Origin of the sequence: Novipirellula herctigrandis, assembly GCA_007859835.1 — a bacterium.
Taxonomy (GTDB): Bacteria; Planctomycetota; Planctomycetia; order Pirellulales; family Pirellulaceae; genus Novipirellula_A; species Novipirellula_A herctigrandis.
Genome location: SJPJ01000001.1, coordinates 989,884 through 1,007,507 on the forward strand (window position 1 = coordinate 989,884; position 17,624 = coordinate 1,007,507).

Annotated in this window: 14 protein-coding genes and 1 tRNA gene; 11 read left to right on the top strand and 4 right to left on the bottom strand. The window is 52.6% G+C overall.

Going from position 1 to position 17,624, the window contains the following annotated elements:
- The first annotated feature begins 112 nt into the window (after nt 1–112).
- Nucleotides 113–185, top strand: a tRNA-Arg gene (locus CA13_RS03330).
- A 161-nt stretch (nt 186–346) separates the two neighbouring features.
- Here the strand turns inward: CA13_RS03330 and CA13_RS03335 are convergent.
- Nucleotides 347–526 carry a KOW motif-containing protein gene (locus tag CA13_RS03335; RefSeq protein ID WP_146394589.1) on the bottom strand — a complete coding sequence of 60 codons (180 nt, stop codon included), beginning with the start codon at nt 524–526 and terminating at the stop codon, nt 347–349.
- A 30-nt stretch (nt 527–556) separates the two neighbouring features.
- Entirely contained in the window at nt 557–913 is a 357-nt protein-coding gene (locus CA13_RS03340; RefSeq protein ID WP_146403369.1) for a transposase, read from the bottom strand.
- Nucleotides 914–2,062: 1,149 nt separating this feature from the next.
- On the opposite strand from CA13_RS03340, the gene CA13_RS03345 reads away from it, so the two are divergent.
- The 10 genes from CA13_RS03345 to CA13_RS03390 all read left to right on the top strand — a co-directional run bounded on the left by CA13_RS03345 (nt 2,063) and on the right by CA13_RS03390 (nt 16,008).
- Nucleotides 2,063–2,677: a dioxygenase family protein gene (locus CA13_RS03345; RefSeq protein ID WP_146403371.1), complete on the top strand. Its 615-nt coding sequence runs from the start codon at nt 2,063–2,065 to the stop codon at nt 2,675–2,677.
- A gap of 325 nt (nt 2,678–3,002) precedes the next feature.
- Nucleotides 3,003–4,679, top strand: coding sequence for a prenyltransferase/squalene oxidase repeat-containing protein (locus CA13_RS03350; RefSeq protein ID WP_419193883.1), 1,677 nt, complete (start codon nt 3,003–3,005; stop codon nt 4,677–4,679).
- A 66-nt stretch (nt 4,680–4,745) separates the two neighbouring features.
- A complete protein-coding gene (locus tag CA13_RS03355) occupies nt 4,746–5,324 on the top strand; it encodes an RNA polymerase sigma factor (protein WP_146394590.1) in 579 nt (192 codons plus the stop codon).
- Between the two features lie 255 nt (nt 5,325–5,579).
- The gene (locus CA13_RS03360; protein WP_146394591.1) at nt 5,580–6,065 is read left to right on the top strand and encodes a hypothetical protein; all 486 of its coding nucleotides are present in this window, start codon (nt 5,580–5,582) and stop codon (nt 6,063–6,065) included.
- A 111-nt stretch (nt 6,066–6,176) separates the two neighbouring features.
- Entirely contained in the window at nt 6,177–8,102 is a 1,926-nt protein-coding gene (locus tag CA13_RS03365) for a matrixin family metalloprotease (RefSeq protein ID WP_146394592.1), read from the top strand.
- Nucleotides 8,103–8,317: 215 nt separating this feature from the next.
- A complete protein-coding gene (locus CA13_RS03370; protein WP_146394593.1) occupies nt 8,318–8,986 on the top strand; it encodes a sigma-70 family RNA polymerase sigma factor in 669 nt (222 codons plus the stop codon).
- Nucleotides 8,976–11,534 (top strand): serine/threonine-protein kinase, encoded by a 2,559-nt coding sequence (locus CA13_RS03375; RefSeq protein ID WP_146394594.1) that lies wholly within the window; start codon nt 8,976–8,978, stop codon nt 11,532–11,534. The genes CA13_RS03370 and CA13_RS03375 overlap by 11 nt, the downstream gene beginning before the upstream one ends.
- Nucleotides 11,531–12,817: a hypothetical protein gene (locus CA13_RS03380; protein ID WP_146394595.1), complete on the top strand. Its 1,287-nt coding sequence runs from the start codon at nt 11,531–11,533 to the stop codon at nt 12,815–12,817. Before CA13_RS03375 ends, CA13_RS03380 begins: the two co-directional genes overlap by 4 nt.
- 87 nt (nt 12,818–12,904) lie before the next feature.
- Nucleotides 12,905–13,585, top strand: coding sequence for a sigma-70 family RNA polymerase sigma factor (locus CA13_RS03385; protein WP_146394596.1), 681 nt, complete (start codon nt 12,905–12,907; stop codon nt 13,583–13,585).
- A gap of 86 nt (nt 13,586–13,671) precedes the next feature.
- Entirely contained in the window at nt 13,672–16,008 is a 2,337-nt protein-coding gene (locus CA13_RS03390) for a serine/threonine protein kinase (protein ID WP_146394597.1), read from the top strand.
- 44 nt (nt 16,009–16,052) lie between these two features.
- On the opposite strand, the gene CA13_RS03395 is transcribed toward CA13_RS03390, so the two are convergent.
- The gene (locus tag CA13_RS03395; RefSeq protein WP_146394598.1) at nt 16,053–16,739 is read right to left on the bottom strand and encodes a DUF4956 domain-containing protein; all 687 of its coding nucleotides are present in this window, start codon (nt 16,737–16,739) and stop codon (nt 16,053–16,055) included.
- Between the two features lie 58 nt (nt 16,740–16,797).
- Nucleotides 16,798–17,583: a polyphosphate polymerase domain-containing protein gene (locus CA13_RS03400; protein ID WP_419193884.1), complete on the bottom strand. Its 786-nt coding sequence runs from the start codon at nt 17,581–17,583 to the stop codon at nt 16,798–16,800.
- Between the last annotated feature and the right edge of the window lie 41 nt (nt 17,584–17,624).

Here is a 17,624-nt window from a genome sequence, read left to right on the forward strand (position 1 = left end):
GAACCAGCAAGATCCGCTATTTTAGCAGCAACACACACATCCGCCGAGAACACCCCCTTCACACTTCCCGCGTCACACTTCAAACTTTCGCACATGCCCTCGGTATGGAGGGGCCCTCGTAGCTCAGGGGATAGAGCACCGCTTTCCTAAAGCGGGTGTCGGAGGTTCGAATCCTCTCGAGGGTGCTTTTCGGTAACCGCACGCCTGGATCCGCACGCCTGGATCCGCACGCCTGGATCCGCACGCCTGGATCAAGCGTGCTGTCACAATGGATTGCCCGCGCACAATCATCCCACCTGCATGGCGCATCACGCATGCATGCGTCATCTCGCTGCATACCCAATACCTAGAGCGGCTCAACCATAAAGTCATCAATTTCGACCGACACTCCTTGATGCAAGTAGTGCACGGCGATCAACAGGCGGCTACCGGTTTTCCTTTTAATGATGGTCCCCTCAAGCCCTTGAAACGCTCCCGACTTCACCCGGACTTTTTTTCCCGGTGTGAGCCGTGACTCGATCGTCATCGCAGCGCCTGTGGAGGTTCTTCCGGAATTTTAGTGGCAGGTATTCGGCATCATTTCCAGTTTGCTGCAAAAGAAGAGGATTCGTAGGCGGTAGCTCTTGAAAGTGCGGAAGCCTCTTGCCTCTGATCTATTGCTTTTGGTTCGGCTGTTGAACCCTTCGGCAACGGCATTGGTAAATCGGTATCGAAAATCGCTCAACAGTCCATCCATATGGGACTTCAATATCCTGCCGACCTTCTTAATCGGTTCGAGACGACTTCGGATCTCCCAGCCGCACCAACGCTCGAAGAAGTCCTCTGCCGAGTAGGCGTCGACGTAAGTCCAAAAGTCTAGAAAGCTTTCCTTGATGGCCCAGGCTCGACCCGTCTTCAGATCGCCTCGCTGAATCGTAGCAACTCAATTGGAACCCAAAGCCTCCGTCCACACACCGGACATGACTGATTGAAATAGAGTGCTTTGTTACGCATCATTTTTCCATTGCTTAAGGATCTTACTGCTCTACCAATCGTAGTTATGACCTTTTCTGTTCGCAGTTTGAATCGAGAGCTTCACGGTCCTTTAATGGTGGATACGACTAGGCATAAGTGAGTGGATTCTGCACAAACGTGCCAATGGGTAAGACTGAAATTATGTTTAGCATTTCGTCCCATTTTGGAGAATTTTTTTTTGTTAAGCAACACGACAGCGACTGAAGTCCTCAGCTTGGAAGACACAATCGATAGGTCGCTAGCTGATGACCCCACACTTTTGTAGTTGACATCAGTGCATCGTCCGACACACGCAAGTTCGCCCAAGCAATTTCTGACTGCCAAGCGAGCAACAAGGCAGTGATGTTTGGTTCACTACAACGAGTAGATCCGAGACACGAAAGAGTGTGTGCCAGCGTTTTTTGCGCACTAGAAATCACGATCTATTTAGTCGACATTGATGCCGCCTGTATTGCCTGGGCCTAACACGATTAGCTTTGCCTTGCATCACAGTGCTGCAAAATCGGGTTGGCGAAAAAAACCAGGTGAGGCCAGTTAGAGACTTGCTTGCCAGCCGTTTAGGCGGCTAGCAACGATTGTCCCAAGGACAGTTGAGATCCCTCTTGGACTCTTGAATGCCGAGGATCTTGAATGCCGAGGATCAGGCGGAACCGTCCATTGGTATCGTGCAAGCGGATACGCCTCAAGCGGAAGCGCGCGACCAAAAGGTAATGCGCCCCGTCCGATCAAAGCCTCTGGTAAGGCTTTACTTCTTGCACCAAAAAGCTGACGCAAAGAGTGTGAAAACACATCTAAGGCGTGCTTCTTACTGCGGTTCCAGCTGCCGCTAGTCTGCACAAAGTTTGTGATTCTTCGACAAAACAATGGCGGTTTCTGGCAATTGTCGTAACAATTAACAGGAATTCGCTCGCAAACTTTTCCCCCAGCAACTTCCCTTTTCTGCTGGTCGCCGACAAGATCGCGGCACCTTCACCATCCTCGTGCTTCAGGAACTTAAGCCTTGAAATATGCGCACTTGAATCGACGTTCGGCAATTGCCGCCGGAGGCATGGCCCTGTTTTCGACTCCGGGTTTGTTCGCTGAAGAACTACTCGCGACGCCGCGGTTGACCGAAGGACCGTTCTTTCCAGATCGACTCCCTTTGGATCAGGACAATGATTTGATCATTGTCAATGACAACACGACGCCGGCGGTTGGCGAAATCACTCATCTGACAGGTCGCATTTTGACCAAATCTGGGTCAGAGGTTCAAAATGCGACGGTCGAGATTTGGCAATGTGATGCCAACGCGGTGTACCTGCATTCGCGTGACAGCGATCGAAAAAAACAACAGCAAGACCAGAACTTTCAAGGCTACGGTAAATTTGAAACAGCGTCGGATGGTGGTTACCGTTTTCGCACCATCAAACCGGTCCCTTACCCTGGGCGTCCGGCTCCGCATATTCACATCAAAGTGTCCCAAAACGGACACGAAGTCTTGACAACCCAATTGATGATTCGCGGCCACGAAGGGAACGCCCGCGACGGAGTCTTTCGTCGAGCAGGTGATGTTGCGGAACGAGAACGGATTCTGGGCGACTTCAAGCCACTACCGGATTCAAAGATCGGTGAATTGGCATGCCATTTTGATATCGTGTTGGGCCGTACTCCTGCAGATCGTTAATCCGATTGACGTCCTCCGTCATCAGATACCTTCTCAAACATTCAAGTGACGTTCCGCTAGTCACTATCGAGAGCAATCCCTCTCATTTTTTTCAAGAAACCATCATGTTTGGGGGATCCCCAAAAGGCGTAAGTCGAGATTGTCATTTTTCGACGTCCAACGACGGGGTCCCCGGCCGCAAACTGAAATTGTGAGGAAATGGGTGTGACGAATACGGATCGAAATTCCCCTTACAGGTAGCGGCCGTTTTCATCAAACAGAACTCTTATCCTCACGGCAACAAGAATCTAATGTTACTTTCGCAACGCTAACGAAAGCTCCTCGAATGGCTGCATCTTCTCAATCCGGCCTGCTAGAACCACCAATTGTACCTCCACCGATTGCACCACCCATTGTGGCTCAACCGGCCGTAGCGCGACATGCGATGCATCCACGTTGGCTTGGAACGGATATTCGCCAACCCTTTGCGAAGACGAAACAGACGCCACCGAAGAGAGCTAAATCTGCAGAGATCCAAAACATTCCAATCGCGTGGCCGTTGATTGAGGAAGAACAGCCATTCAAAGCAAAACCAAAGCGAAGCGTCCGCTGCTATCGTGCATTCAAACGGCGAATCGAGGACACCCCTGCTTGGCTTATCAGTACCGTCTTGCATTTGATTCTGTTACTCGTACTTGCGTTCATCACGATCTCGATCGACGAATCTAGCCCGCTGCTGCTGTCATTAAGTCAAGGCGACCGAGATGCGGTTGCGGCGTTTACCGAATTTTCGATCGCCCCGGTTGAATTGCCAGATGAGTTCACAAGCGAGGCGGACCATGAAACAGAAATCCAAACGGTCGAATTGCCCCCCCAGCCAATCGTGATCGAGCCCATTTCCTTTGCAAGTGTCGAACCAATGCTTGACGCAATGAAGCAATCGTCTGTTTCGGACGGAATTTCCGCCAAGCTAGCCGCAATGGACACGTCGATGTTTGGCGGTCGTAGCGGGGCGATGAAGAAAGCTCTGCTAAGAGAATTCGGAGGAACCGAGGAGACCGAGAAGGCGGTCGAATTGGGGCTTCAATGGCTCAAACGACAACAGAATTACGACGGCAGTTGGAGTTTGGTGGGGCCGTATAGCAGCGGTGCTCCGTTCGAGAACAAAACCGCTGCGACTGCAATGGCGTTATTGGCATTCATGGGGGCGGGTAACACGCACCAAAGCGGAATCTATCGGGTGCACGTTCAGAAGGCTGCGGCATGGCTGGTCGCCCAACAAGATCGAAGCGGCTTTATGGCCCATAAAACCCACAACCAGCAAAAAATGTATGCGCAAGCTCAAGCGACGATCGCATTGTGTGAATTGTATGCAATGACGAAAGACGACTGGCTACACCCACATGCTCAAGCGGCGTGCGACTTTGCCGTGCAATCCCAATCACCCCAAGGTGGTTGGCGTTACCAACCGCGATTCGATTCGGATACATCCGTCACCGGATGGTTCGTGATGGGATTGAAAAGCGGTCAGGCGGCCGGTTTGCGAGTCGAGCGGTACGTCTTTGATAATGTCGAGAAGTACCTTGATTCGGTCGGCAGCGACTACAATTCGCAGTATGCGTACAAATTGGGTGAAGTTGCCTCGCCATCAATGACTGCCGAAGGAATCCTCTGCCGCCAATATCTGGGTTGGCATCGAAACCAACCTGGGATGGCGCAAGGACTAGGATCGTTGGCGACCAATCATCCATTGAATACGCGTGCGCCGGACGTCTATTACTGGTACTACGCAACCCAAGCAATGCATCATTATGGCGGACCACTGTGGACGCAGTGGAACGAGACAATGCGAGTCGGAATTCCAGCGACGCAAATACAACGGGGCAACGAAAAAGGAAGCTGGTCACCGCTTCGCGATGCATGGGGCTCACACGGCGGACGTCTCTACACAACGTGCATGTCACTGTACTGCTTGGAAGTCTACTACCGCCATATGCCATTGTATTCACTCGATGAAGAGTAGCGGTGACTTCAAATCGCTAATAATTTCGTTAACTAAAGGGCAACGCTTCTATTTGAGATTACCCTCATGGCCTACGCTTTCGACACTCGGACTTCGCATACGCAAACCGCATCGGATTCGGAGTTGATCCAAATCGCGATCCGTGGCGAGCCGAGCGGCTTTGAACAATTGGTTCTTCGTTACTACGACAAGCTCCATACATCGCTCAGCATCAATGTCGGGTGCCCTTGCGCCGCCGAGGATATCGTTCAAGATGCATGGATGAAGGCGTTTACGAATCTTGAAAAACTACGTGATCATGGCCAATTCTATTCTTGGCTATACCGGATTGCACTCAATTCGCGACGAACGTATGTGCCAAGCAAACATCGATCCCTACAGCTTGGATCGATCGAAGAAAGTCGAATAAGGCCAAGAGCGAAGCGGAATGAGTCACCGTCGGAAATTGCGGAGCGGAATGAAGAATGCCGCCGAGTCCGCCTGGCGCTCGCTAAAATCGATCCGTTACATCGGACCATATTGATTTTACGAGAGTACGAGTTGTATGACTACGAATCGATCGCGAAAGTCATGCAGACGAACACCGGGACCGTTCGCAGCCGTCTGCACCGCGCTCGTAGAAAGCTGAAGGAACGGTTGGAATAGCTAGCTGATTAAGTTACTTGCCTATGTCGCAAGTTTTTGTTGGCGTCACGCCGAAAATGGCCTCCTCCAAAAAAATGCTCAATTTTCTTCTCTTCCGTGACAACGCTTCTGCAAAACAGTCCTTTCTAGTTAAGGACGTTGCTTCAACACTGTGATTTCCGTCACGCCAATCGGGTCAACCCAAGGCGGCCGAGATCTGCAATGACAGCAACATCCCTGCAAACCCTCTCTTCTAAACGCACTGGGAGATTTCCGATGTCGACGCACACTAAGACCTTAACCATGATCCTGTCCCTGTTCGCGGCTTTGTTGGCGTCATCGAACGAAGTCGCCGCTCAATGCTCCGGTGGCGGAGGGCGAGGCGGACCTCCCATACGTTCAATGACACCAACCTCACCGACTGGATCACTCAGTTCATTGGCATCGATTGGTTCGGTCTCCCCCAACACGTACTCATACCAACGAGCGATCGCACTGCAGCAAATGCAGATGTACGCGATGCAGCGCCAGATGCAAATGCAGCAGCAACAACTTAACTCGATTCGTCAACAGCAATTGCTGCAACAAGCGGATGAAGAGAGGCAAGTTCTGACAGCGACAAGAATGGAAAGGGCCGAAAAGAAGCGTCAAGCACGAGCCTCGCGGATTGCCGCGATGAAGGCTAAGTACGAAGCGAAATTGGCTGAGGCATCCACTTCGACGGCGAGCCGTCTCGTCTCAACGAATCCGTTCCCGCGATAAAGATCGCAAATCGCTGCGGCTTCGAGTCGCTGCCAAAAGTCAACCGTGGCCGAAAGTCCACGCCACGCCATCAAGCTCAAACGAGAAACCACCCTTAACCGAGAAACGGGTATGTCAATCAGCAAAGCACGTTCACAAACCAAGCGTCACAATCGTCGTCTCTCACTGGAGTCACTCGAACATCGCCGCGTGCTTGCCGCCAGTTTTGGTTGGGACGGCCCAGGATTGGGAAGTGCCGAGTTGACGTATCATATTGCGAATTCGCCTAGCTCGCTCACTCAGGCGGAAACCGACACTGCAATCGAGACAGCTTTGGCGGCTTGGTCCGACGCCGCAGACATCACTTTCACGCCAACTGACCGGGCCGGGCTTGCTGATTCCATCGACATTTCGTTCACCAATATTGACGGCTCCGCTGGCATACTGGCGCAAGCCTATTTCCCTGATGACGTGAACCCCACGCGACTTGCCGGCGACATCCAATTCGACACATCGGAATCGTGGGAAGTTGGCAACACGTTAGGCAACCGTGCATTTGATCTGGTATGGGTTGCCGCTCATGAAATTGGACACTCACTCGGGCTGGATCACCTGGACGGCGTCAGTAGCGTATTGGCGCCGTTTGTTTCGCCGAGCCAGGTTTTCACAACCCTAAGCAGTGTGGACGTCGCGGCAATCCAAAGTGTGTACGCTACGGCTGTCGATTCAGGCGTCACGCCCGAAGAGGAAACTCCCGTCGACGAAACACCAACCGACGAAACACCAACCGACGAAGCCGATGACCCGACCGATCCCGGCGATTCGGACGACGATCCCTTCCCTCGACATCGCTGGCGGCGCGGCGGGCGTTTTCATCGATTTGGCGGGCGACTGGATGCCGATGTCCCCCAGTACCATAACTACATCAACCCAATGGACGTCAACAATGACAATACCGTCAGCCCTCTCGATGCGCTGACCATCATCAACCAACTCAGCGATAGTAGTGACGAATCGATCGTCACCGGGATGTGTGACGCGAACGGCGACGGAGAGATTACACCGCTTGACGCATTGTCAATCATCAATGCCATGAACCGCAGTGAAACCGTTCCAATGGTCTCGATCAATATTGTGACAACGGAGGATACGGACACCGCAACGGAGGACACCGAGATACCCGTCGATGAATTGGATGAAACCGAGGCAATTGGCGACGAAAGCGATGAAACCGAAACGCCGGTCGATGAATCCAATGACACCGAATCACCCGTCGATGACGTAGACGACTCCGACGATACGGAAACCCCCGTCGATAACGGTGGCATTATTGAAGACGAATCGGACGCTGACAACACGGATGATGATGACAACGCGGATGACGATGACAACACGGATGATGATGACAACACGGATGATGAAAACGCGGATGATGAAAACGCGGATGACGATGGCGACGATCCAATCTGTGACGGTGAACATCATGGTCGTGGGAATCATGGTCGCGGGAATCATGGTCGCGGGAATCATGGTCGCGGGAATCAGCATCGGACACGCTTCGGACGCCATGTCGGATTATTCCAAGCTGACGGCGAGAAGTTCTTAGATAAGTTCGATACGAATGATGACAGCAGCCTATCCCAGGACGAAGTACCAGAAAAAATTTGGACGAAGCTCACTGAAAAGGGCGTCGATGCGGACGCCGACGACCTGATAACGCTCGAGGAACTCAGTGCTGCCATCACGACGGCGAGAGAAACAAAGTTCGCCGAACTCGATACGGACGCAGACGGATTACTGACCGAATCCGAGGTCGGAGAACGAATCTGGTCGAAACTGTCCGATGCCGACGCGGATTCAGACCTTGGCGTTTCCCTCAGTGAAATCGGAACCTGGCTAGCCGATCGAAACACGGACGACTCAGGGAATACGGAACTGTCCGACACCGAACCGTCCGTGGCTGATCAGTTCGCGCAAGGTCGTGGTCACGAAAGCGGAATCGATCAAGTGTTCGCCCAAATCGGTCGCGGCTTTGCCGCTGCTAGACCACGACGGTAGTGACAGACGAGAACAACACAGACGAGCACAACTTTGACACCATTTCATTGCATCCCCATTATGTTGCGTGTACGAATGGCAACGTCCCGAGGGCCGTTGCCTGCACGTCCAAATGGGCGATTTAAAGAATCCGCACTTTTGTGTGGCGGTTTGCCTTTTCCTTCGCAACTACCAACAATAAGAGCACTCATCTTATCTCCAACGCGGAAACGGCCATGTCCATTGACTCTCTTGCCGCTCAACAAACCTCGAACTCTTGGGCTTCGGACGCCACGTTTCACGACCTTCTCTGCCGAGCTCGAAGCGGCAACCGCGAAGCACTTGGCCAATTACTGCAATGGTACGGCAATTATCTAACGATTCTTGCCACCACTCAGCTCGACAATCGACTCCGCAGACGTGTCAATCCATCGGACATCGTCCAAGAGGCGATGTTAGCGGCCCATCAAGACTTTGCTGACTTTCGCGGGCAAAGCCAAGCGGAGTTACTCGGATGGCTTCGGCAAATTTTGATCCACACGCTGCATCGCGTCTACAACAAACATGTCAAAGCTGGTAAACGCGACATTCGTCGTGAGGTTTCGATTCACCAAATCTCCGACCGACTCGAAAAGTCCGCCTACAACTTGACGGCAACAATCGCTGCGAATACGGATTCACCCAGTGCTCCGATGCAGAGACGTGAAAAGGCAGTTGAGTTTGCCGACCAATTGAGCGTTTTGAAGCCACAATACCGTGATGTGATCATTTACCGCATCTTGCAAGGTTTGTCGTTCGAGGAGATTGCGGAGCAAATGAATCGGTCCAATGGCGCCGTACGGATGCTGTGGCTAAGAGCGTTAGAGGCGTTCAAAACGCATGGAGACCTGGGCAATGATGGTTGATAACATTGACTGCGACACCAGTCTCGAACCGGCACCTCTTCGTGAATTAAGCGAGGATCAAAAGGCACGGCTGACCGAACAACTCGACCGATACCTTTGCGGGCTCGAACAAGGTGAACCAATCGATGCGAGCGTCATCACAGCGGAACATCCCGATTTAGCAGATGTGTTCTCGCTGTACCTCGAAAAGCTCGATTCGCTTTATGGAGTCGCTGTCGGGTTCGCGGCTGCGCCAAAGCCCAATTCGGAATCGATGACCTTGGGCGATTTCACGATTGTTCGTGAGATCGGTCGCGGTGGAATGGGAGTTGTCTATGAAGCGACTCAGCGATCATTGAATCGACGGGTTGCGATAAAACTACTGCCGATGGCGTCACTGTTGGATTCACGGCAAATTGCAAGATTCAAAAACGAGGCTCACGCCGCCGGCCTGCTTCAGCATCCCAACATCGTGCCAGTCCATAGTGTTGGCACCGACCGCGGAATGCACTACTACGCCATGCAGTACATTGATGGTGAATCGATCGAACAATGGGTTAGCGAACAAGTCGCAGCATCAGCGAACTTCGATGACACCGGACGACATTTCGAAGTCGACGCTAAGCAGGTCACAGAGTGGGCGATCGACGTCGCCGAGGCTCTACACGCGGCCCATGAAACGGGCGTCGTTCACCGTGACGTCAAACCGTCCAACTTGATGCTTGACAAACAGGGAAAAATTTGGATCACCGACTTTGGACTCGCACGCTGTCAAACCGAAGTGTCGCTGACTCAATCGGGCGATCTGATTGGTACGATGCGATACATGAGCCCCGAGCAAGCTCGTGGTCAACTCGCACTCGTTGACGGACGATCGGACATTTACTCGTTAGCGGCAACGTTGTACGAGATGCTTACGCTGCAGCCAGCGCACCAGGGTGGCGATGCACCCACGCTTTTGAAAATGATCGACGAACGAGAAGTCACACCGCTGCGGCAACTTCGCGGTGACTTGCCACGTGACCTAGAAACGGTGATTGCCAAAGCGATGTCAAAAGGCCGCGATGGTCGTTACGAAACGGCCGAAGCATTCGCCGATGACCTTCGCCGCGTTGTCGAGGGGGAACCAACGTTCGCCCGCCCACCGACCGTAACCGATCGAATCTCGCGTTGGGCGTCTAAACATCGACAAGGAGTCTTGGTATCCATCTTGGCAGTAGCACTAGGTTTTGTCGGTTTGGCGGTTAGCACAGCAACGATTGCTGCAAAAAATCAGATTATCGCCTCATCGGCGCTGCGAAATGAACGTGCCGAAAAATTGTCTCGCGGCGCAGTCGATCGATTGGGGTCGCAAATGGCAGAATTATTAGCTGACATTCCTGCCGCTGGCCCCGTTCGCCGCCAACTGCTATCGGAAACGCTTGACTACTACCAAACCTTTGCCAAGCAAGCTGGGAATGATCCCGAGTTGCGAGAAGATCTTGCGATTACCTACGGTAAAATCGGTAATTTCCAGAGTGAACTAGGACAAAACGAGGCAGCCGTTGACTCGCTTGTTCGGTCGGAGCAACTGTATGCTGACCTTGTTGCCGTGCACCCCGACAACGCTCAAATGCAACTGGATTGGTCGACCAGCCAAAACAATTTGGCGCAGTCGCTCCAGACCAGTGGGCGACTCGAAGAAGCCGCCCGCTATTTTGCAAAAGCGATCGTAACGCAAAAGCAGCTAATGAAATCCGATCAATTGGTGCGGCGGCCGCTTGCAACCACGCTGAATAACCTTGGTCTATTGCTCGCCCAGACCGAAGCAATCGCCGAAGCGGAGCGTACGTATCTTGAGGCGATCGCATTGCTTGACAATGCAACGACGAACGCAAACGTGACGGAACCGATGTATGACACGCGTCACTTGGACGCCCCCGTTTTAGAGGACTTCGCAACAACTGCGAACATCCTAACGAATCTCGCCGGCCTGTTGGCCCAGCACGCACCGGATCGGGCGGTGCGGTATGCTCGCCAAGCCCTGACCCAGCAAACCAAGGCCCTCGAGTCCGACCGCCGAAACACAAAACTTGCGACTCAAGCAATCGTGACCCTCAACACGCTCGGTTCCGCTCAATCTCGGAACCAGCAAAATGACGCGTCGATCGATACATTTCATCGTGCGATCGAAATTGGCGAACAATTGTTAGCATGGTGGCCTGAACAACCAACGTACCGACGTGATCTCGTCATCAGCTTGAACCATCTCGGTCTCTCGCTTTCAAAGTCCGGCAAACTTGCCGAAGCACGCAGTGCCTTCGAGCAAGCATTGGCACACGAACGTCCACTCGCGGAATCGTTCGCCGGTGACGCGGAAACACAAAGCATGCTTGGTGGTGTGCTGAACAATTTCGGGTTCCTGCAACAACAATTGGGCGACATCGACGGTGCCGCGGAATCATACCGCCAAGCAATCAATGCTCAATCGACCGCTGTTCGGCTCGCCCCCGAAGTTGGCCGGTATCAGGAGTACCTTAGGAAACACGAAGAGAACTTCGCAGCAGCAGTCAAAGGAGCGGCGTCATGAACAACTCAATTCCCTCTCGCGTCCTGATGCTCGAACAACTGGAAGCCCGTTGTCTGCTAACTGGCGGAATGCTGTCACACTCTATCACAAATCGTTTCCTCGACGACCAGGCAAATCACTCCCAAGAAGTTCAAACAAACCATTCTCGAGACGTTCAAAGCAGATCAAATCGCAGCGTGATCGGACCACGCTTTCATGACGCGCAGCGCGGGGCGAAGTTCAACCGACCTAACGATGGTCATGACAAACAAACAACGAATAGCGAACAGACACCCAGCGTGAACTCCGTTCAATTCAGCTTCATCTATGTTGCACCCACAGATCGCAACGCGAATACGGTACCATCGGAACGTCCAACTTCGAACAACACGTCACCAGCAGTAAACGCATCCCCTACCCTAAATGAAACGTCTATCAATTTGATTAGCAACGTCTCGACCGAAACTGGGGCAACCGATCCCATATCGAAAGACGAACTAAATCCGAAGGAACCCACAGCGAACGTCACGACTACATCGACCAATGATTCTACGTCGAGGCCTGAACGGCCCCCCACTTCACTGAAAGATTTTCAATCGATTGGCATTCAAGCGATTGAGTATGCCGAAATCGAGGCCGTTGATACAGGCGTTCCGGACACAGACGCGTCGGATCCAACCGTTTCAACGGACAACCTTTCCACATCCGACACGAATGCGACGATCGCACGCAGTGCCGGGGTGATCGACTCCCTTCCACTGCTTCGTCGCGAACTGAACCACGAGGCGGAACAATATCAGTCACAAGACCCTCAATCACCAGAATCCGATGAGGTATGGGAAATTGATCTCAACACCATCCGACGATTGAAAGACACCGGCGCGGAGCCTGCGAAACCTTCCAACTTTGATCTTCGGGTCGATACCGCAAAACATACTGACCAAGTGATCGCGGGTTGGTTTGGAGCAACAACAGGGCTCATCGATTTGACTAGCAACCAAGAATTGGTACAGCACACAGACCAGTTCGCATCCTTCGTCGATGTCGTCTTGGACGCAACCGTTGGCATGCACCGCCGAGTCGAGCTAATCGCGGCGTCGGACGTATCGAACGTCCCCAGTGATATCCGCAGCAAGATATTGGCAGCAATCGCCGACGAACAGCCCAAGCTATGGGATCCTTTGCATGAGGAACCGCCATTACGTGTATCCGCAGTCGCCTACCCCGGCGCCGTGATTGTGGCTAGCACCCTCGCCTTAACGGCCCACCGCCGCAAACAGGCTTTGCTTCAATCAACATCATGATGGAGAGTACTCGGTTGCCACAGCCGCCTTTTGGTTAGGACATTCCCAAACGGTTCGACAATCCGCTACAATTTGCGATTCAATTCAATGGTCTTTCGGTTATGTACCACACCGTTGTTGTATCTGCTGGTTCTTCATGTGAATGTGAGTGTTTTGGAAACTTCCCATTGGGCGAATCAACCGACTGAGCGATTGCTCACTGCCGCTCGAGAGGGTGACCCAGAGGCACTTGGCGAATTGTTGGCAAATTACCGTAAGTACCTTGTGTTCCTAGCCCGAACTCAACTGCATCATCATCTCCAAGCCAAAGCGGACCCCTCGGACTTGGCGCAAGAAGTCTGCTTGGCGGCCCACGGCAATATCAAGGATTTTCGCGGCACCACACCTGAAGAATTCGCGGGCTGGCTGAGGGGAATTCTCTCGAATCTCCTGGCAATGCAACTAAGGAAATATTTGGGAACACAAAAGCGTGATCCACGCTTGGAACAAACACTCAATCAGGGACTCAATAGTGCGTCAGGTTTCTTGCAATCTGGTATTGCGGGGGACGTGACGTCACCGAGTCAGCACTTCGCTCGAAACGAAGCGTTCTTGCAGTTAGCCGAAGCATTGGAATCATTGCCGGAGGATTATCGTCAAGTGATTGTGCTGCGTCACGTGGATGGATTACCGTTTGCGGAGGTCGCTCGGATGATGAACCGTAGCGTCGACAGCGTTGAAAAACTATGGGTCCGCGGATTAGCGAAGCTGAAACTCAAAATGACTTAGCGATTGACCGCAGCGACTTCCAAGCGTGTTTTCATTTTCATTGGTCAACGGTACTTGGCTGCCGCCGCAAAAGTTAGAGAAGCATTATGCCACAAGATGACATCACCGAAGATCTTCCCCAACCGCTCACGGAGGGTAGTGATGACGGGCGTTTGGTTAGCGCGGTCAAGCAATACATGAAATCACTTGACGATGGCTCCGCACCACCGCTTGAAGAATACTTGCGTCAGCATGCTGATATTGCCAAGGAGTTGCGGCCCGCACTCGAAGGATTGGCATTGGTTCATCGCGCGGGCACCCCGAAACCAAGCAGCATGGTTGCTCCGGATGCCGAATTCACCGCCAAACCCATCGGTGACTTTCAAATCGTTGGCGAGCTTGGACGAGGGGGAATGGGCGTCGTTTACGAAGCGGTCCAATTGTCACTCGGTCGTCACGTTGCCTTAAAAGTGTTGCCGTTTGCGAGCGGCCTAGACGAAGTGCGACTGCAACGATTTCGCAACGAAGCTCATGCCGCTGCGGCGCTGCATCACACCAATATCGTACCGGTCTACGCGGTCGGCAGTGATCGTGGTGTGCACTATTACGCGATGCAAATGATCGAAGGTCACACGTTGGCTGAGCTCATTCACAATATGCGAGAGGTCAACGGCAAACAGAGTGGCGACGCACTACAAACTCCGCCTGTCCCCCTAGAACCAAAGACACACAATACCGCCGAAAACCCGCTCGGCAAAAAAGAGGACGATACATTTGGATTGCAGTCAACCGTATTGAATACCAACCAGTCACAGCGAACGCGGTACTACCAATCCGTCGTCCGCATGGCTCATCAAGCAGCCGTGGCACTCCATCACGCTCACAGTTACGGCGTCATCCATCGCGATATCAAACCGGCAAACCTCTTGCTCGATTCAAGTGGGAAAGTATGGGTCACTGATTTCGGACTCGCTCAGGTTCACGAAGCCGAATCGCAGTTGACTCGCACGGGCGATTTTGTCGGCACGCTGCGATACATGAGTCCCGAACAAGCCGCTGGGGACCGCGCCGTCATGGACCATCGCACCGACATCTATTCCCTTGGGGTGACGTTGTACGAGCTGCTAACCCTGGAACCCGCAATTCGAGGTGACAGCTATCGCGAGATGCTCAACCAAGTCGCTGAGCATGAACCGGCTACACCAAAGTTAGTCGATCCATCGCTGCCAACGGAACTCGATACGATTGTGCGTAAGGCAATCGCAAAATCATCGACCGAGCGTTACGCCAATGCGGCTGCGTTCGCCGACGACTTACAAAACTGGCTCGACGATCGACCAATCGCCGCTCGCCCCCCCACCACTTTAGAGCGATTTGCAAAGTGGCGTCGGCGCAATAGCGGTTTCGTCGTGGCAACATCCGTCGTACTGTTGTTGGCAACGATTGGCTTATTGGCGACAACTTTGATGGTGTGGCATGAGCAACGGCAAACGCGCAAGGCGCTTGACCGCGCAACCGAACAACGCCAATTAGCAGAAGCAAGTTTCCAGCAAGCTAGGTCGGCGGTAGACACGTTCAGCAGTCTGAGTGAAAGCGAGTTGGCATATCGCCCGGAGCTTCAAGATCTTCGCCGAAGCTTTCTTGAAACCTCACTTGAATTCTATCGCGACTTTCTTGAACAGCGATCTGACGAGCCCCAGCTGGCAAATGAATTGGCGGCCACAAGTGAACGCGTTGAGGAGATGGTTAGCGACCTGCGAGTACTCGACAACATCGCGGTACTGCTTTTATTGTCAGATAAACGCGTGCAGCGGGAAATCCAGTTGGCCCCCGAAAACCAAAACACCATTGAAGAAGCGATCGAAAAATTCCGAACCGCACGCCGGACGATAGCCGAATCCAGCGAGACCAGTTCCGATACTAGCAATGCCCAGATGAATGATCTGGTTCGTTCTTTCGATTCGTTTGTTACCGCGAAACTGGCGAAAGATCAATTCAATCGACTCCGTCAAATATCTCTTCAACAGAGGTTGCCATTCACGTTCAAAACATCAGAGATCGTCACGGCACTTGGCTTGACTCGTGAACAACGTGACGCGATCAATCGAATCATCGTCTCAACGCGTCCTGGCCGCGGCGGACCGCCCGGATTCCAAGGGCCGAGTGGTCCAGACGACGCCCGGCGACGCGGCCGTGATCGTCCAAATATGTTTGGCGAATTTGGACCTGAGGGTCCGCCGCCCGATTTCCTCCCTGGAGGCAATGGTCTTCCTCCGAATGGATTTGGAAATCGATTTGTGCCGGGCGGCCGCCGATCGAACGAACTCGATCATCAACATGCGACCAACGAAACGGTCAAACAAATCATCGAAATCCTAACACCAGAACAACGCAGCATCTGGGACGGTCTCGTAGGTGAACCGTTCGATTTCCGGTTCCGCTAGAGCATTTCAAGTTACTGTTTACCTAGATCAAACTTAGCAATGCTCTAGCTGATCTGCTTTGCCGAGACGGACTGGACGTTGGGCGTGGCATTGAGCGCGGCGATAAGTGCAGCGATATCCGTGTCAGCGAGAGGAACGATTCGGTAAACCATCTCCAAGGCTCCGCCACGGCGAGTCGTCTCTGCAGTCGTTAGCTGATAGCTCTGGGTTACCCGTTCCAATTCCTGCTCCCAACTAGCGACATGATGCAATCCCACGACGATCGATAACCGCCATGCCTGATCATTTTTATCCTTGCTTGTTGTTCGACGGTTTGCTCCGTTCGTCTGGGCCGCAGGACAGGTCTGAGTTGCCAACGCGACGGTAACAAGGCCGATACCACAAACCCAGTATTGGCCAGCTCCGATTGCCATCCCAACAATGACGGCTGCAAGCACGAACGCAACATCGCGCGTCGCTGGCACGGCAGTTCGAAACCTCACGATTGATAAAGCGCCGACGAGGCTAAATGCTCGTGCCACATTGTCACCGATGATCTGAGTCGCCATCGCAATCAGGATACTCATCAATACCAACGTCAATGTTAGCGTATCCGAATCATCGCAAGATTTTTTGCGTCGAGCCAAAAACGCGACAACCCATCCGCCTAACCACGCCAAGACTAATCGCATACCCAGCGTGGATATGGTGGGGTCGACACTGGTGGATTGAATTGAAAACCATTCAGGCATTGTAAAAAGTCTTAACGAGAACAAGTGGCAGTGGCGAAATTGCGCCGCTACAATTCCTTCATATCGCGAGCCGAGTTAACGGTACGGTTTTGGTGCTTTTCCGGGCATCCGAAACGTTCGGAAATGCAACCGTCCGCGTCGCCTCCACAGCAGCGTTATACTTCGAAAAGCTCGTCATCGAAAGTGGAAACTCACGGAGCAACTCCTTGAAAAGGTACGGCATATGGTTGTGAAACTTGAGTTCCAAAATTTGAACGTTATCGATTGCGCTCATCAATTCAGAATCATGTTCACGGACTCGCCAATCGCTTGAAGCCATCGCTTGCAAGTCACTGTCGATTGTCAATCGCATGCTCTCACCACCGATAACCGCTGTTCGAGCAAAACGGCGGTAATAAATCTGCACGGACGGTTGAAGTTGTCGATTGGCGATCCGATCAAGAAACCAATCGCCGCACCAAGACGATTCATTCTGTAACGCCAACTTAGGATCAGACGCCGTCACGCGTGGATGAAGCTCGTGGTCAATCACCATCGTTCGGTTCTTCTTGACAACAAACTTCTTCTTACGTTTTGTTTCGATCCACAATCCAGGATCACAACCATAGCGACGAATGCGATGTTTCGTCTTTCCAATGACTCCGGTTCGGTAATAAAGATCGAGTTCGCTTGAGTCAAGATACAGTGTGTGAATATCGTAACTATCCCCAAGCTGCGGATCACAATATGCATCGGTCTCCAGATGTTCGCGTGCCCATAGCTTGACTTGCTGTGATTGGCACTCATCTAACAGGTACTTTAATTCGATACGTTTGTTATAGGTATCAGCTTGATCGTTTGACATGTTTGCCTTCATTCCAAACAGCGGCTTTCGGCCGCCGCACC

Excerpts from the sequence above, each read along its gene's own strand:
- CA13_RS03335 (WP_146394589.1), bottom strand. The coding sequence starts at position 526 with ATGACGATCGAGTCACGGCTCACACCGGGAAAAAAAGTCCGGGTGAAG.
- CA13_RS03345 (WP_146403371.1), top strand. The coding sequence starts at position 2,063 with ATGGCCCTGTTTTCGACTCCGGGTTTGTTCGCTGAAGAACTACTCGCG.
- CA13_RS03350 (WP_419193883.1), top strand. The coding sequence starts at position 3,003 with ATGGCTGCATCTTCTCAATCCGGCCTGCTAGAACCACCAATTGTACCT.
- CA13_RS03355 (WP_146394590.1), top strand. The coding sequence starts at position 4,746 with ATGGCCTACGCTTTCGACACTCGGACTTCGCATACGCAAACCGCATCG.
- CA13_RS03360 (WP_146394591.1), top strand. The coding sequence starts at position 5,580 with ATGTCGACGCACACTAAGACCTTAACCATGATCCTGTCCCTGTTCGCG.
- CA13_RS03365 (WP_146394592.1), top strand. The coding sequence starts at position 6,177 with ATGTCAATCAGCAAAGCACGTTCACAAACCAAGCGTCACAATCGTCGT.
- CA13_RS03370 (WP_146394593.1), top strand. The coding sequence starts at position 8,318 with ATGTCCATTGACTCTCTTGCCGCTCAACAAACCTCGAACTCTTGGGCT.
- CA13_RS03375 (WP_146394594.1), top strand. The coding sequence starts at position 8,976 with ATGATGGTTGATAACATTGACTGCGACACCAGTCTCGAACCGGCACCT.
- CA13_RS03380 (WP_146394595.1), top strand. The coding sequence starts at position 11,531 with ATGAACAACTCAATTCCCTCTCGCGTCCTGATGCTCGAACAACTGGAA.
- CA13_RS03385 (WP_146394596.1), top strand. The coding sequence starts at position 12,905 with ATGGTCTTTCGGTTATGTACCACACCGTTGTTGTATCTGCTGGTTCTT.
- CA13_RS03390 (WP_146394597.1), top strand. The coding sequence starts at position 13,672 with ATGCCACAAGATGACATCACCGAAGATCTTCCCCAACCGCTCACGGAG.
- CA13_RS03395 (WP_146394598.1), bottom strand. The coding sequence starts at position 16,739 with ATGCCTGAATGGTTTTCAATTCAATCCACCAGTGTCGACCCCACCATA.
- CA13_RS03400 (WP_419193884.1), bottom strand. The coding sequence starts at position 17,583 with ATGTCAAACGATCAAGCTGATACCTATAACAAACGTATCGAATTAAAG.